Genomic DNA, 19,955 nt, shown 5'->3' with positions numbered 1-19,955 from the left:
ATAAATATCAAGTATATTTCATATAATTTATTCGTAACACAACTTATTTTTAGATGATATAATGTAAACTCCTCTTTGTTTATCCGATATTCAAACTTGTATTATGTATTTTCATATTTTAACGGTCGTGTGTTCAGATCACAGGAACCCGACAGATGAATACAGATTGCACATCGACCGGCTTCCGCGGGACTGCCGTCATTCACCCATGAACAGAATGAGCTATGCGCGGCGCGCCGCCGGTTGCGGCCTGAACCGGCTTGCCGATCTCGTTCGATCCCGCCCGGGATTGCGGCGAATGGCGCTGGCCTGCCTGCGCGCCGCCCCGTGGTTCGACCGCTGGCAGCGCACGCTTCGGCATCAATTTCTCACCGGTGCCGCCGGCGGACTGCCAATCACCGCGTCCCGGCTGCATCGCCACTCACGCCGCGGCAAGGTTGCGGCCGGCCGCATCCCCCATCGGCGCGACCTCGCGGACCTCAACGCCACCGCCGGAAGGCTGTATCTGCAGATGCTGCGCGCCCGCACCGGCCGGCAGGGCTGATGCGCCTCGTCATCGATGTTCAGGGTGCTCAGACCAAAGGCAGCGCGACACGCGGCATCGGCCGCTATACCCTCGCCCTGGCGCAGGAGATCGCCCGGCTGCGGGGCGATCACGAGATCATCATCGTCGCCAGCGATGCCTTCCCCGAGAGTCTCGCGCCACTGCGCCGCCGCTTCGCTGGCCTGCTGCCGCCAGGTGGCTTTCGGGTCTGGAAGTGCCCGCGGAACTTGAGCCCGGCGGATCAGGCCGGCCTCAGCCGCAGGCGGGCGGCTGAACTCGTCAGGGAGGCCTTCCTTGCCAGCCTCCGGCCGGACGCGGTCCTGATCTGCAGCCTGTTCGAGGGCAGCAACGACGACAGCGTCGCCAGCATCGGCATGCTGCACGACATCCCCACCGCCGTAGTGCTCTACGACCTGATCCCGCTGATCCACCGGGAGATCTATCTTTCGCCAAGCCCCGTATGGGAAGCATGGTACGAGGCGCAGCTCGCGCATCTCCGCCGCGCCGATCTCGTACTCGGCATTTCCGGCTCGACCTGCCTGGAGGCCGAAACCATGCTCGGCCTGCCCGCTTCGCGCATCGCAGCGATCGGCGCCGCCGCCGACGATGCATTCCACCGCCAGGACCTGCCGGCAGCCGCGTTGCAGGCGGTCCGCGCACGGCACGGACTCGGCGATTGCTTCGTGATGTATACCGGCGGGATCGATCACCGGAAGAACATCGAGCGCATGATCGCCGCCTTCGCCCGGCTGCCGGCGCACCTGCGCGACGCGCATCAGCTCGCCATCGTCTGCTCCGCCGATGCCGCGGCGCGCGAACGGCTGCAAACCTTCGCTCGCGCGGAGGGGCTCGGCCCGCACGACCTCGTGCTGACCGGCTTCATCCCGGAAGACGAGCTGATCGCGCTCTACCATGCCTGCACCCTCTTCGTATTCCCGAGCTGGCACGAGGGGTTTGGCCTGCCGGCGCTGGAAGCCATGGCCTGCGGCGCGCCGGTGATCGCCAGCAACACATCGAGCCTGCCCGAGGTCGTCGGGTGCGACGAGGCGCTGTTCGACCCGATGGATACCGGCGCGATCGCGGCGAAACTCGCACAGGCGCTCGGGGATGAGCCATTCCGCCGCCGCCTCACCGCGCACGGCCTGCGCCAGGCGGCAACGTTCTCATGGCAGACCACCGCCCGCCGCGCGCTTGACGCGCTCACGGCCCTGAAACGCCAGCCGCCACAGCCAGCGCCGGCAGCACCGCGCCCGCGCCTCGCCTATGTCTCGCCCCTTCCGCCCGAGCGCAGCGGCATCAGCGACTACAGCGTCGAACTCCTGCCCGAACTCGGCCGCTTCTACGAGATCGAGTTGATCGTCCGGCAGGACGAGGTGCTGCCCGCCTGGCTCGGCACCCTGTTTCCGATCCGGACGCCGGATGAGCTGCGCGATAACCCCGCCCGCTACGATCGCGTATTATACCATGTCGGCAACTCGGCCTTCCACGAACACATGTTCGACCTGCTGGCCGAAGTGCCCGGCGTCGTCGTGCTGCACGACGTCTTTCTCTCCGGCGTCATGCGGTGGATGGAAGACAGCCGGCACAGCCCCGGACACTTCGCCCGCGCGCTCTATCGCAGCCACGGCTATGCCGCCGCCGCCGCGGGACTCGGTTCGCGCGATGCCGGAGCGATCATCAACACCTATGCCTGCAATCTCGATCCGCTCGACAAGGCAGTGGGCGTCATCGTCCACAGCGCCGGCGCGGCCAGGCTCGCCGCGGACATCCACGGCGCGGCGATGGTGCGGGACTGGTCGGTCATCCCGCTGCTGCGCACACCCACATTGCCGCGCCCGCGCAGCGCGGCGCGCGCGCGGCTCGGCCTGCCCGGCACGGCCCTGCTCACCTGCAGCTTCGGCATTGTCGCGGAAACCAAGCTGAACCACGCCCTGCTCGACGCCTGGCTCGACAGCGACCTGGCCGAGAATCCGGATGCCATGCTCGTCTTCGTCGGAGAATCAAGCAGCGATGCCTATACCGCCGCCCTTCTCGAACGCATCTCCCGCAGCCCCGAAGCTGCGCGCATCGCCATCACCGGATGGACCGACGCCGCGACGTATCGCGACTATCTCGCCGCCGCCGACATCGCGGTGCAATTGCGCACGGCCTCGCGCGGGGAAACTTCCGCCGCGGTGCTCGACTGCCTGAACAACGGCCTTGCCACCATCGTCAACGCCAATGGCGCGATGGCGGAGCTCGACGAGAACATCGTCGTCAAGCTGCCGGATGCGTTCGACCAGGCAAGCCTTGTCGCCGCAATCGAGCGCCTCGCCGCCGATCCGGCAGCGCGGCAGGCCCTCGGGCGCGATGCGCGCGAGCATGTCCGCCGCCGCCACGCGCCGCGCGCCTGCGCCGAGGCGTATCACCAGGCAATCGAGACGGCGTGGCGTCGGGCCCTCATGTCGGTCGAGGGTGCGATTGCGCGGATCGGCCAGCTCGACCCGCCGCTATCCGCGACAGAACTGCGCGAGGCCGCCGCGTGCCTCGCGCAGAACCGCGACCGACCCGGCCTGCGGCAACTGCTTGTCGAAATCCCCGCAGGCTCCGGGGGCGATGCCGCTCCACACGACCGGCTGGCCGCGTTGCTGCGCGCGCCGCCGGCCGGATACCGGGTCGAGCCCATCCGCTTCGACACCACATCCTGCCGCTATGCCAGGTGCTGGACGATGGACCTGCTCGGCCTGCCGCGATCCGGCTTCACTGACGACCACGTCGAGGCGCATGACGGCGATATCCTGTTGTTGCAGCCCGCCGGGGCCGCGGCAGCGGAGACGATGCGCAGCGCCTTCATCCGAAGCTGGGACGCCCTCGGCATCCGCCTCGGGCGAATCGACGATGACATCCGACCGGATCACCCCAGGTAATCGGGTGAAGATGCTCTGTTTATCAGTATGATAGAGCACTGCATCCGATTCAAAAGGATCGGAAAGTGCTATCGGAAAGTGCTCTGGGCACCGCCCCGCGGCGCGGCGGCGCGCGCCAGACGGTCATTGATCGCAATACCCAGCCCCCGCGCCGGCACCGGCGCCACCGCGATGCGCACCAGGCCGGCGGCGATGGCCGCATCGTCCAGCTCGTGCAACGCGTCGAACAGCCGGGCAGCGGCCTCGACCAGATCACCCGCGGGCGAGAGGTTGCGCGCCACCGCGGCGGCACCCGGCACCGGGCCGAAACCGAGCCAGGCCTCGTCCGCCTCCGGCGCCGCGGCACCGAGGCGCAACGACAGCACCGGCGCGTAGTGTGACGCCAGCATCCCCGGCGCCTTCACGTCATCCCCGCTCCCACCCGCGAGATCGACCGGGCCAATCACCGCCTCCATTGCCTCGCGGGCAATCCCGCCGGGGCGAAGGATGGTGGCGTGCGGGCCGGTCAGGTCGAGGATGGTGGATTCGAGCCCAACCGCACAGGAGCCGGATTCCAGGATCCCGGCGATCCGCCCCTCCAGCCCGGCGAGGACATGCGCCGGGCGCGTCGGACTCAGCCTGCCGGACAAATTGGCCGAGGGTGCCGCCACCGGCCGACCGACAGCGGCGAGCAGGGCGCGGGCGACCGGATGGCCGGGCACGCGAACGGCAAGACTGTCGAGCCCGGCGGTGGCGAGGGCAGCGATGTCGCTCTCGGCGCGGCGCGGCAGCACCAGGGTCAGCGGACCCGGCCAGAACGCGGCAGCCACCCGCTCCGCCCGCGCATCCGCCAGCGCGTGGCGAAACGCCGCATCGGCATCGGGCACGTGGCTTATCAGCGGGTTGAAGCGCGGCCGCCCCTTCGCCTCGTAGATCGCGGCAACGGCGGCGGCGTTGGTGGCGTCCGCACCCAGGCCATAGACAGTCTCTGTCGCGAAGGCGACGAGATGGCCGGAGGTCAGCAGCGTCGCGGCCCGGGCGATCCCGGCCGCATCCGCGGCGAGGCGCTCGGTCATTCCTCGTCCGGCTTCAGCAGATCTCTGGCAACTTCCGGCCGGTGCAGCAGACGGTTGATCCGCGTTGCCTCATCCAGCGCGTGATCGGGCTGGAAATGCAGCTCAGGGATGAATTTCATCCGCAACCCATGCCCGATCGCGCCGCGCAGATAAGGACCGACGCGCCGCAGCGCCGGCAGATAGCGCTCGATATCCGCGGCACCGAGCCGAGAGACGAACACGGTCGCGTGCTTCAGATCGGGGCTCATCCGCACCTCGGCTACGGTGACATGCACGCCCAAGAGGTCCGGATCGCGGAACTCGGTGCGGGCAAACAGTTCGGCGAGCCGGTGGCGGAGATCCTCCGCCACCCGGCGCTGCCGCTGCGAGGGCCCTTCGGCGCCGCCCTTTACGCCGGAACGGTTTCGGTCTCGTAGCATTCGACCACGTCGCCTTCACGAAGATCAGAGAAGCCGGCGAAGGACAAGCCGCATTCATAACCGCGCGCGACTTCCCGCACATCGTCCTTGAACCGCTTGAGCTGCGACAGATCGCCCTGGTGGATGACCACGCCCTCGCGCAGCAGGCGAACGCCGGCACCGCGCTTGACCTGCCCCTCGGTGACGTAGCAGCCAGCGACCTTGCCCACCTTGGTGATGTTGAACACCTGGCGGATTTCGGCGTAGCCGAGGAACTTCTCGCGCTGGATCGGCGCGAGCTTGCCCTTCACCATCGTCTCGATGTCGTCGGACACCTGGTAGATGATGCTGTAGTAGCGGATATCGACGCCATCGCGGCTGGCCAAAGTGCGGGCCTGGGCATTGGCGCGCACGTTGAACGCGACGATGATCGCATCCGACGCCTTGGCAAGCTGCACGTCGCTTTCGGTGATCTGGCCCACCCCGGCGAGCAGCACGCGCACGCGCACCTCCTCGTTGCCGAGTTTCTGCATGGTGACCTGGATCGCCTCGGCGCTGCCCTGCACATCGGCCTTGATGACGAGTGCAACCTCTTTCTGCTCGCCAGCCTGGATGCGGGCGAGCATCTGGTCGAGCGTGCCGCGCGCCGCGGCGCCGGCGGCGGCGGCATGATCGCGCATCCGGCGCTGACGGAACTCGGCGATCTCGCGAGCGCGCCCCTCGTCCTCGACGACGACGAACACCTCGCCCGCCCCCGGCACGCCGGAAAGCCCGAGAATCTCGACCGGCGTGGACGGGCCGGCTTCCTTCACCGTCTGCCCACGGTCGTCGATCATCGCGCGCACACGGCCCTGTTCGGTGCCGGCGACGATGATGTCGCCCTGCCGCAGCGTACCCTTCTGCACCAGGATCGTCGCCACCGGGCCGCGGCCGCGATCGAGGCTGGATTCGATCACCGCACCTTCCGCGGTACGGTTCGGGTTCGCCTTGATGTCCAGCAACTCGGCCTGCAGCAGGATCGCCTCCTGCAACGCGTCGAGCCCCTGCCTCTTCAGTGCCGAAACCTCGACATCCTGGGTCTCGCCGCCCATTGATTCCACAGCGATGTCGTATTGCAGCAGCTCGCTGCGCACACGGCTCGGGTTGGCGTCGCCCTTGTCCATCTTGTTGATGGCAACGATGATCGGCACGTTCGCCGCTTTGGCGTGGCGGATCGCCTCCACCGTCTGCGGCATCACGCCGTCATCGGCGGCAACGACCAGCACGACGATATCGGTGACCGACGCGCCGCGGGCGCGCATCGCGGTGAACGCCTCATGGCCGGGCGTGTCGATGAAGGTCATCTTCGCACCGGAATCGAGCGTCACCTGATAGGCGCCGATATGCTGGGTGATGCCGCCGGCCTCGCGGGCCGCGACATCGGTCGAGCGCAGCGCATCGAGCAGGCTGGTCTTGCCGTGATCGACATGGCCCATGATGGTGACGACCGGCGGGCGCAGCTTGAGGTCGGTCTCGGTATCCTCCTCGCCCTCGAGCCCCTGCTCGACGTCGGATTCCGATACCCGCTTCGACTTGTGGCCGAATTCCTCGACCACCAGCTCGGCGGTATCGGCATCGATCGTTTGCGTCGCGGTGGCCATGACGCCGAGCTTCATCAGCGCCTTCACCACCTCGGGAACGCGTGCGGCCATGCGGTTGGCGAGTTCCTGCACGGTAATGGTCTCCGGCAGGATCACCTCGCGGACGACGCGCACCTGGTCGGAGCGCAGCCGCTCCAGCTCGGCCTGACGACGCTCGCGGTCGCGCTGGCGGCGGACCGAGGCGAGCGAGCGGACGCGCTCGTCATCGCCGGACATCGCGGCCTGGACGTCGATCCGCGCACCACGGCGGCGGTCGTCGACGGCTTTTTTCGGCGCCGGCGCGGAAGGTTTGCGGCTCGGCGCAGCGCTGCCGGGGCCACTGCCACCGGGACGGCGCGCCGGGCGCGGCGCTTCCTCTTCCTCCTCGCGCCCGCCACGGCCGGCGCGCAGGCGAAGGGTTTCGGATGCAGCGCCCGCAGGCGGCGCGGATGCCGGGCGGCGCGGCGGTGCAGCGGGGCCCGGGCGAGCGGCGGACGGCGCGGCGGAGGCAGGTCTCGGCGTCGCCGGCGGTGCGGATACGGCGGCTTCCGGCGCGGGGGCTGTCGTAGCGGCGGTGGCCTGGTCGGCCTTGCGCCGTTCGGCCTCCTCCTGCTCGCGGCGCTTCGCCTCTTCCTCCTCGGCGCGGAGACGAGCCGATTCCTCGGCGGCGCGCGCCTCTTCCTCGGCCTTGCGCCGGGCTTCCTCGGCGGCGGAGAGAATCGAGATCTTTTCCTGCTCGCGCCGCTCGGCCTCGGCCCGCGCGGCCTCGCGCTGCTGCTCGACCACGGCGCGCTGGCGCGCAGCCTGTTCCGCAGCGGTCAGTGCGCGCGGTGCCGCAGCACCGCCGCCCGAGCGCGGCTGGCCCGACGGGCGGCCCTGCTCGGCGGCGCCGGCAGCGCCCCGCTTCTTGCGCACCTCGACCTGGACGACCTTGGATCGTCCATGGCTGAAGCTCTGGCGCACGGAACCGGCATCGACCGTCCGCCCCAGCTCGCCCCGGTTTACCGGGCGCAGCGAGAGCCGCCCTTTGGTTTCGCCTTGATCCTGCTCGTCGCTCATTCAATCCGGTCCGTAATCAGTGTAGTGTCGTCGTCATCATCTTGTCGGCGGGCGGTCAGATCTGCCGTTCGCCCCGGTCGTCTTTCTCTCTGCCCGCTCCCTGCGGCGCTTGCAATCGCAAGGACGCAGGTTCGGTGTCGGTCACCCCCGCCAAGCGGACGGAGTCGGCCTCGATCTGGACGGCGAGCCGCCCCGGGCCGATGGCCACATGCACCGAGCGTTCCCGTCCGAACACCGCCCCGAGCCGCGCCGCGTTCAGCGGCCGCACGACCCTGGTTTCGCGGCGCTGGACCAGCCGTTCCTGCTCCGCGAGGCTGCCATCGGACGCCTCGACCAGCAGGGCGCACTGCCCGGAGGCAATTCTTTCCTTCGCCTTCTCGAAACCGCACACGGCTTGGCCGGCGCGGCGCGCCAGCCCGAGACGTTCGGCAATCCGCTGTTCGAGCGTGCTGGCCACGAGTTCCGCCAAGCCAGACGGTGCCACCAGACGCCGCCCCGCCGCGCGGGAGAATGCGTTGGTCTTCACCGCCCTCTCTATCACATCCCGACGCGCACTCAACCACAGCCCGCGACCGGGCAGGGTTGCAGCGGCGTCGAAAACCAGCGACTCTGGCGACACCGTCTCCGGCGCCGCGACGAATCGCAGCATCGTCTCCCGTTTCAGGCGCACGCGCGTCACGAGGCAGCGGCGCAGCGGCCCATCCTCGGTCGCGTCGTCGTCCTCCGCAAGCCCGGCCAGTGTGTCGGGGTCAGCCAGCGTCCTGCTCTCCCTCGAACCAGTGGGCGCGCGCTGCCATGATGACCGCGTTCGCCGCATCCTCGTCCATCGCCTCGGCACCAACGATCTCGATCAGTTCGTCGGAGGCAAGATCGGCCAGATCGTCCAGCGTCTTCACCCCCTTCTCGCCGAGCGCCACCAGCATCTGTGCGGTCAGCCCCTCCATCCCGGCGAGGTCGTCGGCAACGCCGAGGGCACGGCGACGATCCTCGAGTTCGTTCGCCTTGCGCTCGAGTGCGGCCTCGGCACGGCGCTGCAATTCGGCAGCGATACCCTCGTCGAACCCTTCGATGGAGGCAAGCTCCTCGATCGGCGTCGCCGCAAGATCGTCCACCCCCTCGAAGCCCTCGGTCACCAGCAGGCCGGCGATCACGTCATCGACATCGAGCGCCTCGACGAACTGGCCGGACCGGCGGCGGAACTCTTCCTGCCGGCGCTCGCTTTCCTCAGCCTCGGTCAGGATATCGATGTCCCAGCGGGTGAGCTGGCTGGCGAGGCGGACATTCTGGCCGCGGCGGCCGATCGCGAGGCTCAGCTGGGTGTCGGGCACCACGACCTCGACCTTGCCGGCCTCCTCGTCGAGCACGACCTTGGACACTTCCGCCGGCGCGAGCGCATTGACCACGAACGTCGCCGGATTCGGGCTCCAGGGAATGATGTCGATCTTCTCGCCCTGCAGCTCGGCCACCACCGCCTGCACGCGCGAGCCGCGCATGCCGACGCAGGCGCCGACCGGATCGATCGAGGTATCGCGGCTGATCACCGCCATCTTCGCGCGCGAGCCGGGATCGCGCGAGACCGCCTTGATCTCGATGATCCCCTCGTAGATTTCCGGCACTTCCTGAGCGAACAGCTTGGCGAGGAAGCCGGGATGGGTGCGCGAGAGAAAGATCTGCGGCCCGCGCGGTTCCTCGCGCACATCATAGATGAAGGCGCGCACCCGGTCGCCATTGTGCAGGTTCTCGCGCGGGATCGTCTCGTCGCGCCGCAGCAGCGCCTCCGAGCGGCCGAGATCGACCATGAGGTTGCCGTATTCGGTGCGCTTGACCACGCCGGTGATGATCTCGCCGACACGATCCTTGTATTCCTCGAACTGCCGCTTGCGCTCGTATTCGCGCACGCGCTGGACGATCACCTGCTTCGCGGTCTGCGCCGCGATGCGGCCGAAATCGATCGGCGGCAGCGGATCGACCAGGAAGCCGCCCACCTCGATCTCGGGCTTGAACTTCCGCGCGATGTGGATCGGGATCTGGGTTTCCTCGTTCTCCACGGTCTCGACCGCCTCGGTCCAGCGCGAGAGGCGCACATCGCCGGTCTTGCGGTCGATCGTCGCCCTGATGTCCTTCTCGTGGCCATATTTGGCCCGGCCAGCCTTCTGGATGGCCTGTTCCATCGCCTCGAGCACTTCTTCGCGGTCGATCTGCTTTTCGCGGGCAACCGCGTCGGCGACGAGCAGAAGTTCGGGGCGGGCTATGGCGGTGTCCATGGTCATCTCGCTCTGTTCACGGATCGTGGGTCAGTTGGCAGGCGGCGGGGTTTCCGTCGCCTTGATGAGGTCTTCGGTCAGCACGAGCTTGGCGCGGCGGATATCGCCGTGCGGCAGTTCCACCGTCTCGCCGGAATCGAGCTTCACCCGCGCATGGGCGAGATCGGCGCCGAGCACCGTGCCGGTCAGCCGCTTGCGGCCGGCGGCGGTCGGCACGTCGAGATCGATGCGGGCGAGATGCCCGGCATAGCGGTTCCAGTCCTTCACCCGGGTCAGCGGCCGGTCGATCCCGGTGGAGCTGACCTCCAGCGTCCAGGCCGAACTGATCGGATCGTCGACATCGAGAACCGCCGAGACCAGATGGCTGATCCGCTCGCAATCATCGAGCGAGAGCGGGGTCTGGTCGGCGCGGTCCGCCATGATCTGCACGGTGGGCGTCTGCTTGCCCATGATCGAGACGCGCACGAGTTCGTAGCCGATCGACTCGAGCCCCGGAGCGATCAGCTCGGCGATCCGGCCCTCGAGGCCACTATGGTTGGGTCTGGTATCGTTCACGGCAAACTCTCGGCACATCCGGAAAACAAAAAAGGCGGCCGGTTAGGGCCACCTCCATAAACTCTGGAGATTTTGATTTGTCCCAATATAGACTGATCGCCGCCCCCGGGCAAGGGCGGCGATCGCCCGGAGGCCGCTCAGCCCGCCGCGATGCGGCTGATCTGCTGCTTCATCGCGTCGAGCAACGCGCTGACCTGGCCGCCATGATCGTTGATCACGCTCGAATAATCCGACCGCTCGGTGATCCTGAGCGACGTGCCCTCGACCACGACATCGACGATGCGCGGCGCGCCGCCCACCGTATCGACCACCCATTGCACGTCCGCCGGCGACTCGCCCGGCCTTGTGACGGTGGTGGCGACCATCTGCCCTTCCGGCCCCGGTTTCGCCCCGTTCACCGCGAAGGTGACGCCCTTGTAGGCGCGGATCTGGTTGGTGATGTTGTAGGCCAGCGTCTGGTGGAACAGATGCAGATATTCCTGCTGCTGCGCCGGCGTTGCCACCCGCCAGTAGCGGCCGAGCACGAAGCGGCCGATCTGGTCCACCGCGACGATACGGTCCACCAGCGCGCGCAGCTTGTCCGACTTGGCCTGGGTCGAGCCAGGCCCGTTGACGATCGAGACGAGCTGGTCGCCGGACTGCTTGATGAAAGTCTGCGCCACGGCGGCGTTCGGCGCGGCAGCGAGGGCGGCGGCGGGCAGCGCGCCGAGAAACGGCAATACGGCAAATGCGCCGAGCAGAACCCGGCGAACGGAAGAAGCCATCAGGAAATCCTTTCTGCAGTGCGTCGTCTCGAATGCCCTACGGCGCGCCATAGGGGCGCGGTTTCATCGCCTCCCGCACTTTCGCCGGATACCAGGACGGCGGGGTCGCGATGTCGCGCTCGTCGATTGTCTTCAACTGTGCGGCACGATGTTGGCGATAAAGGCTCCGGAATGTGGCATAGGGATCGAGCGACGATTTCTTGATGTTGTCGATCGTGCCGATCAGGTTGGCCCGCGTGTTGACCACGCTCAGCCCGTCGGAGCCATAATTGAAGATGGTCAGGCCGGTGGAGGGCGGCGCGGCGGCGGTTGCCGAGAGAAACAGCCCGGCGGGCAGCACCGAGGCATCCCTCAGATCGGACGGGCCGGCGAAGGGCAGATAGAGATACGGCCCCTCCGGCACGCCGTAGCCGGCCAAAGTGAGGCCGAGATCGGTATAGACCCGCCGGTAGCCGAGCGCGCTCGCGGGGTCGAAGATGCCGCCGATCCCCACCGTCGAGTTGACGAGGAAGCGGACCAGCGTGGTGCCGGCGTCGCGCGGCTTGCCGGCGGCCATGAATTCGACGAGCTGCGCCGGCGCGTCCATGTTGTCCATGAAATCGCCGACATGCTGGCGGATCGCCGGTGTGGTGACGTGGCTGTAGCCCACCGCCACCGGCCGCAGCGCGTAGGCATCCAGCACGTTGTCGAACCGGTAGAAGGCCTGGTTGGCCGGTTTCAGCGGATCGTTCTGCTGACGATAGGCCTCGTAGGCCGCCTGGTTGCTCCGCGGCGGCGGTGTGGCGCAACCGGCGAGCAGAACCGGCACGGCCAGCAACGACAGCAACGATGTCTTGACGATACCCACGAGCCTCTCCTTGTCTCGGCGTCCGGAAAGGCGCCGCATCATTTCGTCGCACCCATCCGGGGGATCTGCCCGACCGGCATGCGCGCACCATATTTTTGGTATGTAGCGTCGCGGCCGGGCGGATCAACAGCGCCCGTCGCCGCGGGCCAGCCTTGCCACCGGCGGCACTTGCTGCCACGAGACGACCGAGGAGTTTTCGATGAGTCACACCCCGCCCCGCGCCGTCCTGGAACGCTGGCTGTCAGGCCCGCGCATCGATCCGCTGCCGGCGCGCATGCCGCGCGCCCCGGCGCCGGCGATCTCGTTCGAGTTCTTCCCGCCCAAGACCGAGGCGCTGGAAACCCAGCTCTGGGCCTGCATCCGCCGGCTCGAATCGCTGGCGCCGCGCTTCGTCTCGATCACCTACGGCGCCGGCGGCTCGACCCAGGAGCGCACCCACGCCACCGTCACCCGCCTGGTGCGGGAGACCACCCTTGTTCCGGCAGCGCACCTGACCTGCGTCGGCGCCTCGCGCGGCGAGGTCGATGATGTCGCCCGCCGCTACTGGGATGCCGGCGTGCGCCATATCGTCGCCTTGCGCGGCGACCCGCCGGGCGGCTCCGCCTATGCGCCGCATCCCGAGGGTTACGCCTATGCGGCCGACCTCGTCGCCGGGCTGCGCCGCGTCGCCGACTTCGAGATCTCGGTCGCCGCCTATCCCGAAACCCACACCCAGGCGGCAAGCCCGCAGGCCGATCTCGACAATCTCAAGCGCAAGCTCGATGCCGGGGCGACGCGGGCGATCAGCCAGGTCTTCTTCGAGACCGGCCATTTCCTCGACTTTCTCGACCGCGCGCTGGCCGCCGGCATCACCGCGCCGATCATCCCCGGCATCATGCCGGTCTCCAATTTCGGGCAGGCGAAGCGGATCAGCGAGATGGCCGGCACCCATGTCCCGGCCTGGATGGGCGAGATGTTCGACGGGCTCGACGACGACGCCGAAACCCGCAAGATGGTCGCCGCCAGCATCGCCGCCGAGCAGGTCCGTACGTTGCAGGCCAACGGCATCGACGAGTTCCATTTCTACACCCTCAACCGCGCCGACCTGACCTACGCGATCGCGCGCATCCTGGGCGTGAAGCCGGCCAGGTGAGCGACTATCTCGACAGGCTGAACACCGCCCAGCGCGAAGCCGTCGAGGCGGTGGACGGGCCGGTCCTGGTGCTCGCCGGTGCCGGCACCGGCAAGACCCGCGTGCTGACCACCCGCTTCGCCCATATCCTGCTCACGCGCCGCGCCTTTCCGAACCAGGTGCTCGCCGTCACCTTCACCAACAAGGCGGCGCGGGAGATGCGCGAGCGCGTCTCCGCCCTGCTCGGCGAGCCGGCGGAGGGGCTCTGGCTCGGCACATTCCACGCCCTCGCGGCACGGATGCTCCGCCGCCATGCCGAGCTCGTCGGCCGCACGTCGAGTTTCTCGATCCTCGATCCGGACGACCAGCTCCGCCTGCTCAAGCAGGTGATGGAAGCGCGGCGGATGGACGTGAAGCGCTTCACCCCGCAAGGGCTGATGGGCACGATCCAGCGCTGGAAGGATCGCGGCCTGCTGCCCGACCAGGTGCCGCGCGAGCTCGATATCGACTGGGGCGCGGAATCCGCGCGCGACCTCTACACCGCCTACCAGCAACGGCTGCAGGCGCTGAACGCGATGGATTTCGGCGACCTGCTGATGCTCGCGACCGACCTGCTCAAGCGCGAGCCTGAGATCCTCGCCCAGTATCACCGCCGCTTCCGCTACATCCTGGTCGACGAATACCAGGACACCAACCTCGTCCAGTATTACTGGCTGCGCCTGCTCGCCCAGGCCTCGAAGAACATCTGCTGCGTGGGTGACGACGATCAGAGCATCTATTCGTGGCGCGGCGCCGAAATCGAGAACATCCTGCGCTTCGAGCAGGATTTCCCCGGTGCGAAAATCGTCAGGCTGGAGGCGAATTACCGCTCGACGGCGCCGATCCTGCGCGCCGCCTCGGCGCTGATCGCGCATAATGAAGGCCGGCTCGGCAAGACCCTGCATGCCGGGCGGAACGATGCCGAGGGCGAGAAGGTCGAGGTTCTCGCCTTCTGGGATTCGGACGAGGAAAGCCGCGCCGTCGCCAGCCGGATCGAGGCGCTGCGCGCCGACGGCCACCGGCTTGCCGAATGCGCGGTGCTGGTCCGTGCCGGCTTCCAGACCCGCGGATTCGAGGAACGCTTCATCACCATCGGCATGCCCTATCGCATCGTCGGCGGCCTGCGCTTCTACGAGCGGGCGGAAATCCGCGACGCCATCGCCTATCTGCGGCTGCTCGCCCAGCCTGCGGACGACCTCGCCTTCGAGCGCATCGTCAACACGCCGAAACGCGGCCTGGGCGACACCGCGCTGCGCACCCTGCACGAGCGCGCCCGCGCCGATGGCGTTCCGCTCGCCGAGGCCGCAAGCCGCGTCGTCGCCGAAGGCGGGCTGCGCGGCAAGGCGCGGGACGGGCTGCGCGACCTGCTCGCCCAGTTCGCCGAATGGCGCGAGACCCTGCGGCTCGATGGCCATGTCGTCGCCCTGTCCACCCTGCTCGATGCCAGCGGCTACATCGCGATGTGGCAGGAGCAGAAAACCCCCGAAGCGGCCGGCCGGATCGAGAACCTGAAGGAGCTGGTCCGCGCCGTCGCCGAGTTCGAGACGCTCGGCGGCTTCCTCGAACACGTCGCCCTGGTGATGGACAACGACAATGAGCCGGACGACGACAAGGTCGTGCTGATGACGCTGCACGCGGCGAAGGGGCTGGAGTTCGACACCGTTTTCCTGCCCGGCTGGGAAGAGGGCGTGTTCCCCAACCAGCGCTCCCTCGACGAGGGCGGCGGCCGCGCTCTGGAGGAGGAACGCCGCCTCGCCTATGTCGGAATCACCAGGGCGAAGCAGCGCGCCATCATTTCCCACTGTGCCAACCGCCGGATCTACGCCAACTGGCAAAGCAGCGTGCCGTCCCGCTTCATCGAGGAACTGCCGGAGGATGCGATCCGCACCGGCGGCTCCGCGTCACTCGATCAGCGCAACGCGCCGCCCGTCTTCGCCACCGCGCGCCCGCTGGTCGCGGCACGGCGGGCGAGCGGCGAGCACGCGGATGCCTGGGCCGCCACCCCGCGCCCGCCCCGCCCCGACAGGATCACCGAAGGAACCCGCGTGTTTCACCAGAAATTCGGCTATGGCGTCGTGATCGACGCGGAAGACGACCGACTCGACATCCGTTTCGACAATGCCGGCGAAAAACGCGTGCTCGACCGTTTCGTGGAGCGGGCGTGATGGCACGGGGCGGCGTGGAAATGCTGGAGCGCGTCACCGTGACGGTGCCAGAGGCAGCGCTCGAATCCTTCGAGGCGGCGCTTGAGGCGTGCTGCCGCAGCGTCGGCTTCTTTCTCGATGAGTCGAACGGCACCTGGATCGTCGAAGGGCTGCGCGAGCCGGGCGGCGCGGATGGCGACCTCGCCGCCGCCCTGTTGCTGGCCGAAGCGGCGAGCGGCGTCAGCCCCGCGGTCGAGCGGGCGCTGGTGCCGGCCGGCGGCTGGCTCGCCCGCAGCTACGAGGGCTTCCCCGAGCAGCTGATCGGCGACCGCTTCGCCATTCGCGGCACCCATGTCACCACGCCGCAGGCGGCTGGGCGCATCACCATCCTGCTCGATGCCGGCCTCGCCTTCGGCACCGGCGAACACGGCTCGACGCGCGGCTGCCTGCTGGCGCTGGAGCGCCTCGCGAAACGGCGCGCGCCCGGCCGCATCCTCGATCTCGGCACCGGCTCAGGCATTCTTGGTATCGCGGCAGCGAAAATCTGGGGAAAGCCGGTCCTCGCCACCGATATCGACCAGCGGGCGGTGCGGGTCGCGAGCGCCAACGCGGCGCTCAACGGCGTCTCGCCGCTGCTGCGGGTGATCGGCTCGGATGGCTGGTCAGCGCCGCAGCTCGCCCACCGCGCGCCGTACGATCTCGTCTTCGCCAACATCCTCGCCCGGCCGCTGGTCGCCATGGCGCACGAACTGGCGGCGCATCTCGCCCCCGGCGGCACTGCAATTCTCGCCGGCCTGCTCGGCCGCCAGGCGCGCTGGGTGATCTCGGCGCATCGCCGCCACGGCCTGGTTCTCAAGGGGCGGATCGACGATGGCGAATGGACCACGCTCATCCTCGGCAAGGGCCGCGGGGAATCTGGAGAATAGAACATGTGCCGATCAGATGGCTTGCTCTGATCGGATGATGCCCCAGAACCCCGAACAGCAAGAACCCGGGCCAAGGCTCGGCGCCTGCCCGGGTTCATGTAGCCATCACGAAGCGATGGGTCAGATCGGGCGCTTGAACGTCCCGTTCAGCACCGCGCGGATATCGGCGCGGCCGATGCCGAGATCGGTCAGTTCGCGATCGCTCAGGCTCTGCAGTTCGCGATAGGCCTCGCGCGCGGCGCGGCGCGCGGCGAACCAGGCGCCGATCCGGGCGAAGCCGTTGGCGGCAAGGCGGGCGCTGTCGACCAGTGCGGCGTCGATCGCGGCGGTATGGGCCGCCATCGTGTCGGCGGCCGGAAGGGAGCGCTTGTTCTGTGTCGTGGAAGACATGATACTTCACCGTTGTTTAAGGAGCCAAACCTCGATGCGGGCGGTCATTGTCGTGCCATCCGTCACCGTGTTTTCGCAGTGCAACATAAGCGCGGCGATTTGGTTTGGGGAGCGATACGTTGCTTTGTCAGCCATGCGTAAAATCGATGGGATATTTATTAAGATATGATGAAAACGCAGATCGGTTCCCTCCGAAACACGCTGCGCGCCGAGGGGCTCGACGGCTTCATACAACCCAGGAGCGACGAGTTCCTCGGTGAATACGTCCCCGCCTCGGCAGCAAGGCTGGCCTGGCTGACCGGCTTCACCGGCAGTGCCGGCCTCGCCATCCTGCTGGCCGACCGCGCCGCCGTCTTCTCCGATGGCCGCTACACGCTGCAACTCGCCGAGCAGACCGATCCCGCGATCTGGGAGCGGCATCACATCGTCGAAACCCCGCCCGTCGAATGGCTGCAGGCCGCCGCCCCCGGCGCGCGGATCGGCTACGATCCCTGGCTGATGACGGCGAATGCCGTCGCCGTCTATGCCGATGCCGGCTTGACCATGGTGCCGGTCACCAATCCGATCGACGCGCTCTGGGCCGACCGCCCGGCCCCGCCGGCCTCGCCGGCGCTCGCGCATCCGCCGGAACATGCCGGGGAATCGGCGGCGTCCAAGCGCGCCCGCATCGCCGAAACCATCGCGCGGGAGGGGGCGGACGCGGTCCTGCTGACCGATCCGCACGCCGTCGCCTGGCTGTTCAACCTGCGCGGCGCCGACCTGCCGCACACGCCGATCGTGCTCTGCTTCGCCCTGCTCCGGCGCGACGCTTCGGCGATCATCTTCATCGACCCGGCGCGGGTGCCGCCGGCAACGCGCGCGCATCTCGGCGCCGCCGTCGAGATCATCCCCCGCGCGGCGATGGCGCAAAGCCTCGCCGCACTGCGCGGCCAGCGCGTCCGCCTCGACCCGGCGACGGCGCCCATCCGCTTCAGCCAGTTGCTCGGCGATGCCGGGGCGATCACCGTCTCCGGCGGCGATCCCTGCGTGCTGCCGCGCGCGATCAAGAACCCGGTCGAGCAGGAGGGCGCCCGCGTCGCCCACCGGCACGACGGCGTCGCACTCTGCCGCTTCCTCGCCTGGTTCGCCGCAGCGTCACCCGAGGGCGGCCAGACCGAGCGGAGTGCGGCGGCGCAGCTGCTCGCCTGCCGCAGCACCGCCCCGGGCTTTCACGGCGAGAGCTTCCCCGCCATCTCCGGCGCCGGCGAGCACGGCGCCATCATCCATTACAGCGTCACCCCCGCCTCGGACCGGCCGATCCGCCGCAACGAGATCTACCTGATCGACAGCGGCGGCCAGTATCCCGACGGCACGACGGACGTGACCCGCACGCTCTGGACCGGACCGGACGCGCCGCCGCAGAAGCTGCGCGACCACTTCACCCGCGTCCTCGCCGGCCATGTCGCCCTCGCCCGGGCGCGCTTTCCGCAGGGCACCACGGGCCCGCAGCTCGACGCCCTCGCCCGTGCGCCGCTCTGGGAGGCGGGGCTCGATTTCGACCACGGCACCGGCCACGGCGTCGGCTCCTATCTCTCGGTGCATGAGGGGCCTGTGAGCTTCCACCGGCTGGGAAAGCCCATCGCCCTCGCACCGGGCATGATCCTGTCCGACGAGCCCGGTTATTACGAACCCGGCGGCTACGGAATCCGGCTGGAAAACCTGCTGCTGGTCGTCCCCTCGCCGGTCGGGGCGGCAAAGTCCTTCCTCGAATTCGAGCCGCTCACCCTCGCCCCGTTCGACCGCCGGCTGATCGATCCCGCCCTGCTCGCCCCCGCCGCCCGCGCCTGGCTCGACGCCTATCACGCCCGCGTGCTGGCCACGATCGGCCCCGCGCTCGACGCGGCGGCGCGCGCCTGGCTCGAAGCCGCCTGCGCGAAACTGTGATGCAGCGCTGGAGCACTTCATCCGATCGGATGATTCCATCCGGTCGGATGATGTTCCAGGCTCAGCCGACCGCGGCCTGCAGCGCCGCGCCGGCGGCCAGCGGGGCGATCGGCAGAAACAGCGCGAGCAGCCCGCCGAGCATGGCAAGCTCCGCGTAAGGCGACTGCGCCACCGCGCCCGCGGCGCCAAAGATCACCGCCGGGATCATCAGCGGCAGGGCGATCAGCGGCAGCAGCACCGTGCCGCCGCGCGCGCCGAGCGTGACCGCCGCACTCATCCCGCCCACCAGCGAGAGCAGCATCGTCCCCGGCAGCAGGGTCGCCAGCAACTGCGGCACCGCATCGCCGCCGAGCCGCAGCATGACCGCGACCGGCCCGGCGATGAGCAGCAGCGGCAGCCCGGTGGTCAGCCAGTGACCGATGATCTTGCCCATCGCCACGCCGCTCGCCGGCAGGCCGGACAGCATCAGCTGGTCGAGCGAGCCATCCTCGAAATCGGCGGCGAACAGCCGGTTGAGCGGCAGCAGGGCGGCGAGCAGCGCGATCACCCAGACCACCCCCGGCGCGATGCCGGAGAGAACATTGGCCGAGGGCCCGATCGCGAAGGCGAACAGGCTGGCGGCGATGACGAAGAACAGCAGCGAGGCCACCGAGTCGCCGGCATGGCGAAGGGCGAGGATCAGTTCGCGGCGGATCAGCGCGAGAAAAGGTTTCATGCCGCCTGCCCCGCAAGGTCGAACGGCCGCGCGCCAGGCAGGTCGAGCGGCAGGTGCGTCGCCGCGATCACCATGCCGCCGCGGCCGAGATGCTTCGCGATATTGGCTTCGAGCCTCCGCACCGAGGCTGCGTCGAGCCCGGTGGTCGGCTCGTCGAGCAGCCAGAGCGGGGACGCCGAGAGGGCGAGACGCGACAGCGCCAGGCGCCGTCGCTGCCCCGAGGAGAGCAGCCGAGCCGGCAGGTCGGCAAACCGCTCCAGATCGACGCTGGCCAGCGCCTCCAGCACGAGCGCGCGCGGGCGCCTGCGGTCGAGGCCGAGATTTTCCGCCACACTCAGCCCCGGCTTGATCGCATCGGCATGGCCGACGAAGCACAGCCGTGTTGCGTGCAGCGGCGGATCGTCGAGAGCATCCGCCCCGTCCCAGAGCAGCTCGCCAGATGCCGGCGGGGTGAGCCCGGCCACCAGCCGGATCAGCGATGACTTCCCCGCCCCATTCGGCCCGACCAGCACCAGCGCCTCGCCCAGGCCCACCCGGAACGATATGTCGCGGAATATGAGACGTTCCCCGCGGATCGCAGCCAGGCCCCTCGCTTCCAGCATGGCTAGAGACCGGCGCTGGACATGGACGCGGGGGCCACGCCGTGATTAAAGCGGCGCGAAACCGGGTTTTGCTGCGGCGCAACGCACCGCAGTG

17 protein-coding genes are annotated in these 19,955 nt (G+C 68.7%); 6 read left to right on the top strand and 11 right to left on the bottom strand.

What is annotated here, in order from left to right:
• The first annotated feature begins 208 nt into the window (after positions 1-208).
• On the top strand, positions 209-544 hold the full coding sequence (locus B7Z76_RS02950) for a hypothetical protein (RefSeq protein WP_291342057.1): 336 nt from the start codon (positions 209-211) through the stop codon (positions 542-544).
• The gene (locus B7Z76_RS02945; protein WP_291342055.1) at positions 544-3,450 is read left to right on the top strand and encodes a glycosyltransferase; all 2,907 of its coding nucleotides are present in this window, start codon (positions 544-546) and stop codon (positions 3,448-3,450) included. The genes B7Z76_RS02950 and B7Z76_RS02945 overlap by 1 nt, the downstream gene beginning before the upstream one ends.
• A 68-nt stretch (positions 3,451-3,518) precedes the next feature.
• Here the strand turns inward: B7Z76_RS02945 and B7Z76_RS02940 are convergent, their stop codons facing one another.
• The 8 genes from B7Z76_RS02940 to B7Z76_RS02905 form a co-directional block, all read right to left on the bottom strand.
• Positions 3,519-4,505: an L-threonylcarbamoyladenylate synthase gene (locus B7Z76_RS02940; protein WP_291342053.1), complete on the bottom strand. Its 987-nt coding sequence runs from the start codon at positions 4,503-4,505 to the stop codon at positions 3,519-3,521.
• Positions 4,502-4,924: a 30S ribosome-binding factor RbfA gene (rbfA, locus tag B7Z76_RS02935; protein ID WP_291342052.1), complete on the bottom strand. Its 423-nt coding sequence runs from the start codon at positions 4,922-4,924 to the stop codon at positions 4,502-4,504. The genes B7Z76_RS02940 and rbfA overlap by 4 nt, the downstream gene beginning before the upstream one ends.
• Entirely contained in the window at positions 4,894-7,581 is a 2,688-nt protein-coding gene (infB, locus tag B7Z76_RS02930) for a translation initiation factor IF-2 (RefSeq protein ID WP_291342050.1), read from the bottom strand. Before infB ends, rbfA begins: the two co-directional genes overlap by 31 nt.
• Before the next feature lie 55 nt (positions 7,582-7,636).
• Positions 7,637-8,398 (bottom strand): DUF448 domain-containing protein, encoded by a 762-nt coding sequence (locus B7Z76_RS02925; protein ID WP_174502771.1) that lies wholly within the window; start codon positions 8,396-8,398, stop codon positions 7,637-7,639.
• A complete protein-coding gene (gene nusA, locus B7Z76_RS02920) occupies positions 8,331-9,845 on the bottom strand; it encodes a transcription termination factor NusA (RefSeq protein ID WP_174502772.1) in 1,515 nt (504 codons plus the stop codon). Before nusA ends, B7Z76_RS02925 begins: the two co-directional genes overlap by 68 nt.
• A gap of 30 nt (positions 9,846-9,875) precedes the next feature.
• The gene (rimP, locus tag B7Z76_RS02915) at positions 9,876-10,400 is read right to left on the bottom strand and encodes a ribosome maturation factor RimP (RefSeq protein WP_174502773.1); all 525 of its coding nucleotides are present in this window, start codon (positions 10,398-10,400) and stop codon (positions 9,876-9,878) included.
• A gap of 137 nt (positions 10,401-10,537) precedes the next feature.
• A complete protein-coding gene (locus tag B7Z76_RS02910) occupies positions 10,538-11,164 on the bottom strand; it encodes a phospholipid-binding protein MlaC (protein ID WP_174502774.1) in 627 nt (208 codons plus the stop codon).
• A gap of 37 nt (positions 11,165-11,201) precedes the next feature.
• Positions 11,202-12,011 carry a VacJ family lipoprotein gene (locus B7Z76_RS02905; protein ID WP_236656258.1) on the bottom strand — a complete coding sequence of 270 codons (810 nt, stop codon included), beginning with the start codon at positions 12,009-12,011 and terminating at the stop codon, positions 11,202-11,204.
• Positions 12,012-12,210: 199 nt separating this feature from the next.
• Here B7Z76_RS02905 and metF point away from each other — a divergent pair, with 199 nt between their 5' ends.
• From metF to B7Z76_RS02890, 3 genes are read left to right on the top strand one after another with little or no spacing between them, the layout of a single operon-like run.
• The gene (gene metF / locus B7Z76_RS02900; RefSeq protein ID WP_174502775.1) at positions 12,211-13,143 is read left to right on the top strand and encodes a methylenetetrahydrofolate reductase [NAD(P)H]; all 933 of its coding nucleotides are present in this window, start codon (positions 12,211-12,213) and stop codon (positions 13,141-13,143) included.
• On the top strand, positions 13,140-15,326 hold the full coding sequence (locus tag B7Z76_RS02895; protein WP_174502776.1) for an ATP-dependent helicase: 2,187 nt from the start codon (positions 13,140-13,142) through the stop codon (positions 15,324-15,326). Before metF ends, B7Z76_RS02895 begins: the two co-directional genes overlap by 4 nt.
• On the top strand, positions 15,326-16,231 hold the full coding sequence (locus B7Z76_RS02890) for a 50S ribosomal protein L11 methyltransferase (protein ID WP_291342043.1): 906 nt from the start codon (positions 15,326-15,328) through the stop codon (positions 16,229-16,231). Before B7Z76_RS02895 ends, B7Z76_RS02890 begins: the two co-directional genes overlap by 1 nt.
• Before the next feature lie 120 nt (positions 16,232-16,351).
• Here B7Z76_RS02890 and B7Z76_RS02885 read toward each other — a convergent pair whose 3' ends face one another.
• Positions 16,352-16,621 (bottom strand): DUF1127 domain-containing protein, encoded by a 270-nt coding sequence (locus tag B7Z76_RS02885; protein WP_174502778.1) that lies wholly within the window; start codon positions 16,619-16,621, stop codon positions 16,352-16,354.
• Between the two features lie 165 nt (positions 16,622-16,786).
• Between B7Z76_RS02885 and B7Z76_RS02880 the strand changes: the two genes are divergently transcribed.
• Complete coding sequence (locus B7Z76_RS02880; RefSeq protein ID WP_291342040.1) at positions 16,787-18,544, top strand: aminopeptidase P family protein; 1,758 nt, start codon at positions 16,787-16,789, stop codon at positions 18,542-18,544.
• A gap of 61 nt (positions 18,545-18,605) precedes the next feature.
• Here B7Z76_RS02880 and ccmB read toward each other — a convergent pair whose 3' ends face one another.
• Positions 18,606-19,259, bottom strand: a complete 654-nt coding sequence (gene ccmB, locus B7Z76_RS02875; protein ID WP_291342038.1) for a heme exporter protein CcmB — start codon at positions 19,257-19,259, stop codon at positions 18,606-18,608.
• Positions 19,256-19,861 carry a heme ABC exporter ATP-binding protein CcmA gene (ccmA, locus tag B7Z76_RS02870; RefSeq protein ID WP_291342037.1) on the bottom strand — a complete coding sequence of 202 codons (606 nt, stop codon included), beginning with the start codon at positions 19,859-19,861 and terminating at the stop codon, positions 19,256-19,258. The genes ccmB and ccmA overlap by 4 nt, the downstream gene beginning before the upstream one ends.
• Between the last annotated feature and the right edge of the window lie 94 nt (positions 19,862-19,955).

It is taken from the genome of Acidiphilium sp. 20-67-58 (assembly GCF_002255515.1).
Lineage (GTDB): Bacteria > Pseudomonadota > Alphaproteobacteria > Acetobacterales > Acetobacteraceae > Acidiphilium.
The sequence above is the reverse complement of the archived record's forward strand: the minus strand, read 5'-3'. Positions and strand labels throughout refer to the sequence as shown.

Excerpts from the sequence above, each read along its gene's own strand:
- nusA (WP_174502772.1), bottom strand. The coding sequence starts at position 9,845 with ATGGACACCGCCATAGCCCGCCCCGAACTTCTGCTCGTCGCCGACGCG.
- B7Z76_RS02925 (WP_174502771.1), bottom strand. The coding sequence starts at position 8,398 with ATGCGGCGAACGCGGTCATCATGGCAGCGCGCGCCCACTGGTTCGAGG.
- rbfA (WP_291342052.1), bottom strand. The coding sequence starts at position 4,924 with ATGCTACGAGACCGAAACCGTTCCGGCGTAAAGGGCGGCGCCGAAGGG.
- ccmB (WP_291342038.1), bottom strand. The coding sequence starts at position 19,259 with ATGAAACCTTTTCTCGCGCTGATCCGCCGCGAACTGATCCTCGCCCTT.
- B7Z76_RS02940 (WP_291342053.1), bottom strand. The coding sequence starts at position 4,505 with ATGACCGAGCGCCTCGCCGCGGATGCGGCCGGGATCGCCCGGGCCGCG.
- metF (WP_174502775.1), top strand. The coding sequence starts at position 12,211 with ATGAGTCACACCCCGCCCCGCGCCGTCCTGGAACGCTGGCTGTCAGGC.
- B7Z76_RS02945 (WP_291342055.1), top strand. The coding sequence starts at position 544 with ATGCGCCTCGTCATCGATGTTCAGGGTGCTCAGACCAAAGGCAGCGCG.
- B7Z76_RS02880 (WP_291342040.1), top strand. The coding sequence starts at position 16,787 with ATGATGAAAACGCAGATCGGTTCCCTCCGAAACACGCTGCGCGCCGAG.
- infB (WP_291342050.1), bottom strand. The coding sequence starts at position 7,581 with ATGAGCGACGAGCAGGATCAAGGCGAAACCAAAGGGCGGCTCTCGCTG.
- B7Z76_RS02885 (WP_174502778.1), bottom strand. The coding sequence starts at position 16,621 with ATGTCTTCCACGACACAGAACAAGCGCTCCCTTCCGGCCGCCGACACG.
- B7Z76_RS02950 (WP_291342057.1), top strand. The coding sequence starts at position 209 with ATGAACAGAATGAGCTATGCGCGGCGCGCCGCCGGTTGCGGCCTGAAC.
- B7Z76_RS02910 (WP_174502774.1), bottom strand. The coding sequence starts at position 11,164 with ATGGCTTCTTCCGTTCGCCGGGTTCTGCTCGGCGCATTTGCCGTATTG.
- ccmA (WP_291342037.1), bottom strand. The coding sequence starts at position 19,861 with ATGCTGGAAGCGAGGGGCCTGGCTGCGATCCGCGGGGAACGTCTCATA.
- B7Z76_RS02890 (WP_291342043.1), top strand. The coding sequence starts at position 15,326 with ATGGCACGGGGCGGCGTGGAAATGCTGGAGCGCGTCACCGTGACGGTG.